Source organism: Leuconostoc sp. BM2 (assembly GCF_002095565.1).
Taxonomy (GTDB): Bacteria; Bacillota; Bacilli; order Lactobacillales; family Lactobacillaceae; genus Leuconostoc; species Leuconostoc falkenbergense.
On record NZ_MOWQ01000048.1, the window covers coordinates 1 to 9,960 of the forward strand.

Genomic DNA, 9,960 nt, shown 5'->3' on the forward strand with positions numbered 1-9,960 from the left:
CGCGCAATGGCACGAACAGAATAATTCAATTCGAGTAAAGTTTGAATGACAGTGCGTTCTTGAGATGATAAACTAGTCATGAGTCGCAGTTCCTTTATGGTTGTTTTAGACAATTACCATTAAAGGCGCTGCGGCTTTTTTATTCAAGTGTTCGGTTTAATTTTACAATCTACCAAATAACCACATTTTGTCCTGTAGATAATACTTCCGTTTCGTCTTGACCATCCTTGCTATTACCCAATTGCTTCCACACAATCATATTGTAGTCATCATCTAATTCAACAGCATAATTTTGTGTCATAACGTCTTTTAAAGTTTTATTTATGTTGACTTCGATTGAGTGCTTGGAGATTTCTTTTTTGCGCTCTAATTCTTCTGAAATCTTTAACTTTATCCTTTCGAGCATTTTAACAGCCTGTGCTACTTTTTTATTATACTCACTACTTGCCTTGATATTATTCAACTGACCTTTAATGCTGTTCAGCTTTGCCTCGTTAGCTTTAATCTTTTCTTCTGCTGTTCTGAGATTATTCTGAAACAATGCACGGTTCTGCATGTTTTTGTCAATATCTGTTTGATTATCAGTTCCGGCTTCTGATTCTCTTTTTTTCACTATCTCATTTGCTCTATCTAATTCTTTACGATATTTTTCAAGCTCAATTTGAAACTTGACAATATGCTCATGGCTGTAACGGATTTTTTCAAGTAATTTAGGCATATCGTCCAGTGAAGCATAGAGGCTTTTTAATGAGTTCAAATAGTGTGCATTATCATGTGGCAGTACGGCTAATGATTTTAAGACATCTTCTTCATGTCCGCCTTCCATAATAGGACGGCCACAAATACAAATGCCTCGATTTAGAATATCTTTTATTACTGATTCGTATAGGTTTTCATATACTTCCGGCTGTTCTCCCTCACTATTTAAAAATTTCAAATATTTGGGATATGTCTTTGCCAATTCAAGTTTGTAGACTAGTTTGACAGCTAAGTCGTTACTTTCCTGAACTATGTTAGCAAGTTTAATTTTATGCAATTCAACTTTATTTTCAACAAGATTTCTATCTTTAACAACGCGTTTCAATGCTTCCACACTAGATTGAGCCTTTTTAGCTTTATCAATAGCTATTGTCAAGTCTCCAATAATTTGTTCTGCAAGTTCCTTTTTTTCTTTCCATTTAATAATTGCTACTTCTGAATTTTTTTGGGTCTGGAGGGCTTCTTGTTCAGTTGAGGTTTGTGCTTTCATTTGAGAAGCAACTTTACCTATTATTTTTGTTCGCTTGTGTTGATCCCCTAAAAAATTTTGTGCTGTTTCAAGTTGATTGAGGCCAAGGACACCTATTATTGCTTCCTTCAAGCTTTTTTTAAAATCAGAACTACCTATTGGCTTCTCAACTCGCTCACCATCGAACATGTATACGTGGGCTAAACCAATTGGCATCATTTGCTGGATATACTTTTCACCATCCTCAACTTTTGTCCAACCATGAGATACGCCATCTTTCCAGAGTTCAAATTGACTTTCTAACTTTTTTATGTGATTTTTAACGTAAGATTTTTTAATAAAATTCACAGTACGTGATGCGATGTATTTGGATCCATTGTGAGAGAAGTTGACTCTAACGGATAATTCCACTGATTTTCCTACTGGTAAATCGTCAGCCACTGAGTAGTTCAAGTTTTCCTCAGACTTGGGTAAGCGAAGTACCAATGGGCTTTCGCCATAAAAGCAAAAGCGCACAGCTTGAGAAAAAGTTGTTTTTCCTACTCCATTTGGTGCAATAATTAGTGTTATCTTTTTGTCATCAGAAACCGGGAAAAGAAACTCATTTTCACCCTTGTATTGTCGAAAATTTATGAGTGTAATACTATTAAATATCATAATTTTTATTTACCAGTCGAACCAATCGTTGAATTTTATCTTCAGAAGATGTCGTATTATTATCATATAAAAACTCTTCTGCAGCTTTGAGCAAGGCATCTTTTAAAAGAGTAAACTTTTCGTCATTGATATCATCATAGTTTTCCGTCATGTTCTTCCTCCAAATACTTGTCAAATAAATAATTGTACTTTACTTCAAGCGCTGACCGATTACAAGCAGCGCTAGTGAACTCCTTAACGCGCTTTAATTCAGAACGATTGATACTTTCATATTCTTCACCTGATCCCAATACAACCATGTCATATATAATAGCTATCTCTTTACCTGCTGATCGTCGAAGCAATCGGCCACGTCGTTGAACGAATTCGCGTGGATTTCCTGAACTCGCAAGAATAATTCCTGTTGAAATTTGTGGAATATCAACACCCTCATCAAGAGCCTTAATAGCTACTAATGTCCTAATGGTACCATTTTTGAATGAATCAATCCGGTCTCTTCGTTCTCTCCCGTTTTCATCCTTGGTATACTGAGCTGAGGGGATTCCCTTCATACTTAACATTCTGTTAACAGATTCAATTTGACGTATACCAACTTCTTCGTTTTGTAGATCAATGTCGGAATTTTTTGCACTCTCAGAAATGGTCGTAGCTCCGCAATATATTAACATGTGCTCTACATCATGTAAATTGTCTAATAAATCACTTAATTTTTCTATTTTTTCCTGAGCACCATATACTATTCGTGCTCTCTGGAAAATCTTCATCTGCGCTTCAATAGATAGTGATTCAAAATTAAGCTCATCATCTGGATTTTGCAACATTTTAACAAGTTCAAGGGTTAATTTTTTGTATTTATCAATTTCAGCATCAGACAATTGTACCTCTATAGGATGGTATTCATATTTTGTTAGTTTATGGTTTTCAATCGCCTTTTCAAGGCTATATTCTGCAATTATTCCACCAAAATATTTAAATAGCCTTTCCGTTTTATCCTCTGACATATATATGCTAGGCGTTGCAGATAGTCCTAAACGACGTTCTACGTCTGGTAGCTTTGAAAGAATACTTTCTGTACCGAGTCTATGACACTCATCGGCAATCAGAACGTAATTGTGGCGAAGTTTCCTGATTTGTCTGATCATTTTATCACTAAAGTAAGTTGGAATAGTACTGACTACAAAAATAGACTCAGAAGGTTCAAATTCCCAATATTTAATACTATTTTTGAGTTGTACAGCCCAATCGTTGTTCTCTGAATAACATTTAATGACTTTTTCTGAATACTCACTGAGCTCTGATGCCCATTGTTGCACTAACGTTTTATCAGGTACAACAATCACAAAGAATTGTGGTCCCTCTTGGTGTACCAACTTTTGAGTCGCATAAATAGCGGTCTTCGTTTTACCGGTCCCTGTGGCAAAAGAAATGATTCCTTTTTTTCGTTCTAACCACTTTGCTGCTGCTTTACGTTGATAATCATAAGGTTCAAATTTTAATGGTTGTTCAGTGATGCTTAATTCCGATTCAACTAATTTTTCGGGATTAGTTTGAGACAAACGGTGATAAAGGTCCGAAATGCTTTCATTGGTTTCATATGATTTTAAAATTTCATTTGAAACAGATTCCTGAATAGTTACCGTGTGAAAATATTTCAGTTTACTATTCCAAGTACTAGAAAAATTCGATTTAATATTATCGATAAAATCTTGTTGACCATTTATCCAAGATCTAAATACACTAAAATATTCTAGATTAAATTGAATTGCACTTTTGGTTTCATTATTAGATCCTGATGTAGCAATTACGTTGCCTATTTCATCATAAAAAAGAGCAACTTTTTCATGAAATAGACCTTGCTGCCTATTTGGTACCACTACTCGTACATCTAGATATCCTTCTCTAATTAGTTGAACTAATATTTGAGCTGATATATTTGATTTTTCCCCAATAATTCGATATGTTTTGAAAAGTTCATTAAGTTGAGCGGTCGTTTCTTCTATGGGATTTAAGGAATCAATCAATGCCTGCCCATCTTCCAAGGAAACAAATGGAGAAATCAACAAACTCATATGGCCTTTATTTTGAATAAATTTTTCTAATCCCTGTATATATGCTATCAAGATACTTGACGAGAAATATCCTACAGAACGATCATACTTTACTGACTCACCTAAAACCGGAACATAGAAATCATTTATTACATCGTCCTCGGTTGTTCGGTATTGTATTTTTATATTTGAGCCAATATTATCTAAAAACATGAGAGCTCCTCACCAAAATTAATCTAATTATTTAAAATGGCAGATATTAATACATATTTTCATAGCAATGATGAATGTGTTTTATACTAATGTCCATGTTGTTTGCCTTATTATTTAGCGTCAAGAAATTGTGGCAAAAAAAACGCGTTCGGAATACGAACACGGCTAAGTGACGCCTATCCGTTTACAGTGGAGCACCTTACTCAAGTTGAAGTAGGTTGCTGCTAGGTCAAAGTGTGTAACCACTCGCCAGCTCTTGATATAAAACGTGATTTTATTGTCAAAATAACTATAACATATATTTTAAAAAATTTTTAAACTAGCAACACAAAATTTTTTATTTTGGTTATCAATAATAAAATCATCATAATTGAGTACATCTTAGTTTAGTTTTTTTGGTTAAACAGCTTTTTAATGTATTGTACTGTTCTAGGAGAAATGTTGAAAGCCTCTGCTGTTTTTTTTTACTGTATGTATTTGAGAATACTCAAAGATAGCCGTATTTCGACCGTCCTTTTTTCTTCTTGGTCTGCCTTCTTTGTAATTTGGATTATGCTGTTTAGCGAAAATTTTTCCTGCTTGTGTACGTTCGATGATCATATCACGTTCCATTTCCGCAATTGATAGTAAAGTTCGAATAATCATGCGACCCATAGGTGTATTATCAATTGTTCCCAAATTTAGAACCTTAATTATTATTTTTTCTCTTAATAAATCATCAATTAAATTTAATGCTTCTCTGGTATTTCGGGCAAGACGATCTAACTTTGTTACAATCAATATATCATTGGGTTGAATTGTTTTCACCAATTTACTAAACTGTGGTCGTGCTGTGGTCGTACCTGAATATTTTTCGCTAAAAATAATTTTGGCACCCGAATTTTTCAGCGCCTCTTTTTGTTCACTCAATGATTGCCCCGCAGTAGAGACTCGTGAATAGCCAAAAACTGTCATTTTGAACCTCATTAAAATGCATAACTAAATTGCAGTATATAAGTTTAATGATATCATGATATAAAAAAAGCGCAAATTACTTATAAGTTTATTGCACTAATAACTGTAAAGCTGTCATATTTTTTTGTGAAGATTAAATTATGATATACTCATAAGTCAATAATTAGGACTATTTTTGGATCTGGTGCAAACAGTGTGAGAGATGACCATCTAACCAGCTATTGATCCTATGTTGAAGGTTATGCAGCTAACAATGCTTCTAATTCGTCCACGACTGAGAACCCGATGAGACTTAACTCTCGTCGGGTTCTTTTGCGTATTGCGTGAACAATTTCCACACCGCTCAACGTTGCACTAGCGGTTCGAATGCTTTGAAAGCTTGCTGAGCGGACACGATGACGTTTAATGAATCGGTGGTCCTGTTCAATCAAATTATTTCGATATTTGGAACATTGGTGGGCTGATTTGCTCAAATAGTCTTGCTTTATCAGGTGCTTCACTGCTTTCAGTGTTGCCCGATATTGATCAGTGACTAATCGATCAGGCCGACCATTGGTCGTCAAGAGACGCTTCAAAAAGTGATAGGATGCGGTATAATCGCGGTGTTTTCGTAGCTCAAAATCCATGGTCAAACCGTTACTGTCAATAGCGCGATACAAATAGGCCCAACGGCCTTTAACTCGAATATAGGTCTCATCGATTCGCCAACTTTTAGCGTGAGCTGTTTGATGCCGACGCCATAGAGCCTTAAAGATGGGGCCATAGTGATGAACCCAACGCATGACCGTGGTGTGATGAACAGTGATATCCCGAAGCAATTCAACGATGTCACGATAGCTGAGACTGAATCTGAAATAGTAGCCAACGGCTACTAAGATGATGTCCTTTTGAAAGTGGCGTCCCTTAAAGTGATTCATGCGCGCAATCCCTCGTTTCTTGGCACCCAGTATACTAAAATCAAGTCAGCGAGGAAAATTTGCACCAGAACCCTATAAAGCTTATGGCGCGCCACGTCTGCGATTAGCATTAGCTGATCTGAATTTGCATCATGGAACCAACCGAGTACGTCGTTTAATGCGAGAAGCTGGCATATACTCTGTCATGACTCGTCGATTTAACAAACCAACGACAACAGTTGATTATCGTCAACGTCCCAACTTAATCAGGCATTTACCCGAAGCCAATGCTTGGAGCATGGACATCACTTATTTAAAGTTGAGTAATGGTCAGTGGGTCTATTTAGCGTCAGTTTTGGATTTACAAACGCGTAAGATATTAGCCCATCAAATCAGTGCCACGATGGATACCAAATTGGTAGTAACAACACTACAAAGATCGCTGTCAACTGATAAAAAACCAAATTATTTACACACTGATATGGGCAGTCAGTTCACTAGTTTTGGCTTTGAAAATTTGTTAAAGCGACATAAAATTGATCATTCGTATTCAAAACTAGGACATCCATATGATAATGGCAAAATTGAAAGTTTTCACTCCCTATTAAAGCGTGAAATGATTTATCAATTCCGGTTTCCATCGATTGCACATCTAATTTTAGATGTGTCCAAGTATATTCATTGGTTCAACAACGAAAGAATCAGTCTTGCCAATCAAAAAATAAAAGTTGCCTAATCAGTTCAGCCCTAGATAAAAAATAGTCCGAATTATTGACTTATGAGCAATGTGATGACACAACACGGGGATGAATTTATTAGGTTGAGACATGAAGCATTACAAGCATAGTACTTTTTTGTTTGCTATGCTTTTGAATCAGAACGCTCGCTATCACAGAGTGTTATAGTGAGCATGTATTTATCGAGTGATAAGTAGCTAGTAGGCTATTTAAAGGTATATAATTGAAACATACTAAATGGGAGTTCTTATTCATGTACGCAAAACGTTTTATACAGCTATTTATTATATTTCTAATAACGATTTTTTTCTCCATGATTTTTGTAGTTTACTTTAATATTAAAGGCTATTTAGCGCAGTCCCTTGTGTTATCTTTAGTTGGTTACGTCATTTTAGTAATTCCGTTAACAATACTAACGCTGCTGAAACAGCGAAAGAAGTTTAGTCACGATTCAGGAATAGGTAAAAGCAATAATATATTTCAGAATTCCTTAAACGTCTTGGATAATATTATTATTCTCTCAACTATTTCATCGGACAACATTGCTAATTCGAGTATCATAACGTTTAAGCAATCTAATTCTGAGGAAAATGTTTTCTACTGTGTTACAAAAAAAGACAGCACACGCGTCAAAAATATTAGATTCAACAACAAGGTATCCATAGCTACTTGGTTTGATAAACAGACCGGATATAGGATGAGTTCGAACTCCGTGGTTGCTGAAATTATCGAGAACAAAGCGATGAATGATGAAGTCATTCAGCATCCAGAAATTAAAAAACTATCTGATGATTTTAGTAATAATGTTATTATTAAGCTGAAAATTAATTCTGCTTTGGTTGAGTCATTTCAGTCTAGCCCTGTTGTAGTTGATTTTGCTTAGTTTAATCGATTTATTAAAATTAAAAAATGCTTTCTCTTAATATATCGAGAGAAAGCATTTTTGTGTATTTGTTGATTAAGTTAGCATATTTTTTACTGGCATATCCCACTGGTTACGCGAAAAATTGTCAATTAATTGTGGTGGTAACACTAACGAAATTGTGTCTTTACTATATTCAGATAATACACGGTCGAAAAATCCGGCGCCATATCCCACTCGATAATTATCTGGTGTAAAAGCTACCCCTGGAACAATCATTAGATCAATCTCGTTTAAGCTGTGTGCAAGATTTTCTTCCTGATTAGGTTCTAAAATACCAAAATTAGATTTGCTTAATCTATTTTTTACTATAATCGAACCAAAGTAAATCTTTTTTTGAGACTCTGGGAATGAACACTTTTTTACCAACATTGATAGCCATATCTATTATTGGTTGAGTGTTAAGTTCATTTTCTATGCTCATTGTCACTGCCACAGTCGAAGCATCTTGCCATAACTGACAATTAAATAGTTGTGTGTATAGTCTAGTTTCGTGTTTGAGCTTATCATCTGGTTTATAAGAGTTTAAGTTCTCCAAAATATATGTTCTGATTTCTTGTTTTTCTGACAACATAAATTAATACCTCGTACAATCCAAAAGTTATTCTGACAGTATCTTAGCAACGACCTTTTTTAAGTTTGGGACAACTTCTTTTTCAAACCATTTATTTTTCTTAAGCCATATATTATTTCTGGGAGAGGGATGAACAATAGGAAAATAATTAGGAAGATAGTTCTTGTAATTTTTAATAACATCAGTTATTTTGTCTGAACTTCTAAGATTTAGATAATATTTTTGAGAATAAGAACCAACTAGAATAATTAACTTCACGTCAGCCATTTTGTTCAATAAGCGCGGATGCCACTTATCTGCAATACCTTTTCGAGGTGGTAAATCACCAGATTTAGACTTGCCGGGGTAATAAAAATCCATTGGTATAACACCAATCATCCCCGAATTATAGAATATATCCTTATCAACGCCCAGCCATTCACGTAAACGATCACCTGAGGCGTCATTCCACATAATTCCGGTATTTTGAACTCGTAAACTTGGTGCTTGACCGATTATGACAATTCTAGCATTTGTGGGTGCATTATAAATTGGCTTTAATCCAAGTTGAGTGAACTGTTTGTTGGCAGGATCCTGTTCGATTTCTTCAAAAATACTCATGTTTTTTCTCCCCTGGTTTTCTAATGGTTCAATTCAATTATAAACCTGTGGCAATGGGATTGAAAAATTAGTGTAGTTCAGAACGGGAATTAGTCTAATTTGTGCACTAGAAAGATTAATACATAACTTGTGGTTAAACTGATTTTCAGTTTAACTCGGATTATTCAATTAAATATTAGACGTTGTATCATACCCCGCCCCCTTGTTGCCAGATTGTAGAGCACACACATACCGTTGCCTTATAAAAATGTCGAATTTTGAAAGGTTTTTTATAGGGGGGGTTATCCCAAAAACGTTGATATAAAGGCTTTTATAAATTTCAATACAAAACACAGGAATGCTGTTATATCAACGTTTACAGCTTACAAATTTCTAAAACGGGCATAGTTTATCACTACTGCCACAAGGGATTAGCACACTTTACGTTATAATTACCGTAAAAAGTACCCCCTAAACGCACCCTAGTTTTTGTAGTTAGGGTTACTTTAGCCACCACCTTTAAGCCTATTCTTTAGTTAAGAACCCTTTAACATTGCTAGATTAACCTTGTCAAGACCCCCCTATAAAAAATAATCGAAAATTGTTACCTTGACACAAGACGAGCCCTATGTGTGCGCTCTCCCAGATAGCAAAGTGGGGCGGGGGTGTAAATTATATAAGGCTACAAGTGTAAACTAAAATTATTTATTGCTGATTCATTTATTGTTGAGTATGCACTCTGTTTCAGAGTGCTAAAATGGGTCACACATCATTTGACATGCTTTTGAAGCATAATGCCAGCTATCACAGAGAGTTATAGCGGAAGTTTGTTCGCGTTTGCAACGCTAACGAGAAAGTTCGTTATAGATTTGACTGATAACGGATATAATCTCATCCCCCATATCAGTGAGCAAGACATAGTGCTCTTATACTAAAAAAATGGACTATTTTTATTCAGTCCGTAAAATGAAAGTATAGGAGTATTTTTATGTCAATTCGTTATTCACAAGATTTCAAAGATTCATTGGTTAAACTTCACCAAGAAGGCCGTTCACTTAAATCATTAGCAGAAGAATTTGGACCATCAAAAGATTCTATTGCTATTTGGGTTAAACAAGCTACCCCAATCATGATTAAGGGTCAGTCAAAGAC

10 protein-coding genes and 1 pseudogene are annotated in these 9,960 nt (G+C 35.2%); 3 read left to right on the forward strand and 8 right to left on the reverse strand.

Annotated elements, in window-relative coordinates; genetic code table 11:
• Positions 1–169: 169 nt before the first annotated feature.
• The 5 genes and pseudogenes from BMG01_RS09450 to BMG01_RS09465 all read right to left on the reverse strand — a co-directional run bounded on the left by BMG01_RS09450 (position 170) and on the right by BMG01_RS09465 (position 6,017).
• Positions 170–1,885, reverse strand: coding sequence for an AAA family ATPase (locus BMG01_RS09450; protein ID WP_036068795.1), 1,716 nt, complete (start codon positions 1,883–1,885; stop codon positions 170–172).
• On the reverse strand, positions 1,875–2,036 hold the full coding sequence (locus BMG01_RS11225; protein ID WP_158082446.1) for a hypothetical protein: 162 nt from the start codon (positions 2,034–2,036) through the stop codon (positions 1,875–1,877). The genes BMG01_RS09450 and BMG01_RS11225 overlap by 11 nt, the downstream gene beginning before the upstream one ends.
• On the reverse strand, positions 2,020–4,146 hold the full coding sequence (locus BMG01_RS09455; RefSeq protein WP_036068793.1) for a DEAD/DEAH box helicase family protein: 2,127 nt from the start codon (positions 4,144–4,146) through the stop codon (positions 2,020–2,022). Before BMG01_RS09455 ends, BMG01_RS11225 begins: the two co-directional genes overlap by 17 nt.
• A gap of 386 nt (positions 4,147–4,532) precedes the next feature.
• Positions 4,533–5,100, reverse strand: a pseudogene (locus BMG01_RS09460) (recombinase family protein).
• A gap of 239 nt (positions 5,101–5,339) precedes the next feature.
• A complete protein-coding gene (locus BMG01_RS09465) occupies positions 5,340–6,017 on the reverse strand; it encodes an IS6 family transposase (RefSeq protein WP_036068792.1) in 678 nt (225 codons plus the stop codon).
• Here BMG01_RS09465 and BMG01_RS09470 point away from each other — a divergent pair.
• Positions 6,016–6,732, forward strand: coding sequence for an IS3 family transposase (locus tag BMG01_RS09470; protein WP_084013476.1), 717 nt, complete (start codon positions 6,016–6,018; stop codon positions 6,730–6,732). The genes BMG01_RS09465 and BMG01_RS09470 overlap by 2 nt on opposite strands.
• Before the next feature lie 254 nt (positions 6,733–6,986).
• Positions 6,987–7,616, forward strand: a complete 630-nt coding sequence (locus BMG01_RS09475; protein WP_004912935.1) for a pyridoxamine 5'-phosphate oxidase family protein — start codon at positions 6,987–6,989, stop codon at positions 7,614–7,616.
• Positions 7,617–7,691: 75 nt separating this feature from the next.
• Here BMG01_RS09475 and BMG01_RS11600 read toward each other — a convergent pair whose 3' ends face one another.
• From BMG01_RS11600 to BMG01_RS09485, 3 genes are read right to left on the reverse strand one after another with little or no spacing between them, the layout of a single operon-like run.
• Entirely contained in the window at positions 7,692–8,027 is a 336-nt protein-coding gene (locus BMG01_RS11600) for a 5-formyltetrahydrofolate cyclo-ligase (protein WP_251924494.1), read from the reverse strand.
• A complete protein-coding gene (locus tag BMG01_RS11605) occupies positions 7,954–8,229 on the reverse strand; it encodes a 5-formyltetrahydrofolate cyclo-ligase (protein WP_004912940.1) in 276 nt (91 codons plus the stop codon). Before BMG01_RS11605 ends, BMG01_RS11600 begins: the two co-directional genes overlap by 74 nt.
• Positions 8,230–8,256: 27 nt before the next feature.
• A complete protein-coding gene (locus BMG01_RS09485; RefSeq protein ID WP_004912943.1) occupies positions 8,257–8,829 on the reverse strand; it encodes a uracil-DNA glycosylase family protein in 573 nt (190 codons plus the stop codon).
• A gap of 967 nt (positions 8,830–9,796) precedes the next feature.
• Between BMG01_RS09485 and BMG01_RS09490 the strand changes: the two genes are divergently transcribed.
• On the forward strand, positions 9,797–9,960 hold a 164-nt coding region (locus BMG01_RS09490), incomplete at its 3' end, for a transposase (RefSeq protein WP_080539941.1).

What these genes read in the sequence shown, in the direction of transcription:
- BMG01_RS11225 (WP_158082446.1), bottom strand. Translation starts at nt 2,036, where the DNA reads ATGACGGAAAACTATGATGATATCAATGACGAAAAGTTTACTCTTTTA.
- BMG01_RS11605 (WP_004912940.1), bottom strand. Translation starts at nt 8,229, where the DNA reads ATGTTGTCAGAAAAACAAGAAATCAGAACATATATTTTGGAGAACTTA.
- BMG01_RS09485 (WP_004912943.1), bottom strand. Translation starts at nt 8,829, where the DNA reads ATGAGTATTTTTGAAGAAATCGAACAGGATCCTGCCAACAAACAGTTC.
- BMG01_RS11600 (WP_251924494.1), bottom strand. Translation starts at nt 8,027, where the DNA reads ATGTTGGTAAAAAAGTGTTCATTCCCAGAGTCTCAAAAAAAGATTTAC.
- BMG01_RS09450 (WP_036068795.1), bottom strand. Translation starts at nt 1,885, where the DNA reads ATGATATTTAATAGTATTACACTCATAAATTTTCGACAATACAAGGGT.
- BMG01_RS09475 (WP_004912935.1), top strand. Translation starts at nt 6,987, where the DNA reads ATGTACGCAAAACGTTTTATACAGCTATTTATTATATTTCTAATAACG.
- BMG01_RS09455 (WP_036068793.1), bottom strand. Translation starts at nt 4,146, where the DNA reads ATGTTTTTAGATAATATTGGCTCAAATATAAAAATACAATACCGAACA.
- BMG01_RS09470 (WP_084013476.1), top strand. Translation starts at nt 6,016, where the DNA reads ATGCGCGCAATCCCTCGTTTCTTGGCACCCAGTATACTAAAATCAAGT.
- BMG01_RS09465 (WP_036068792.1), bottom strand. Translation starts at nt 6,017, where the DNA reads ATGAATCACTTTAAGGGACGCCACTTTCAAAAGGACATCATCTTAGTA.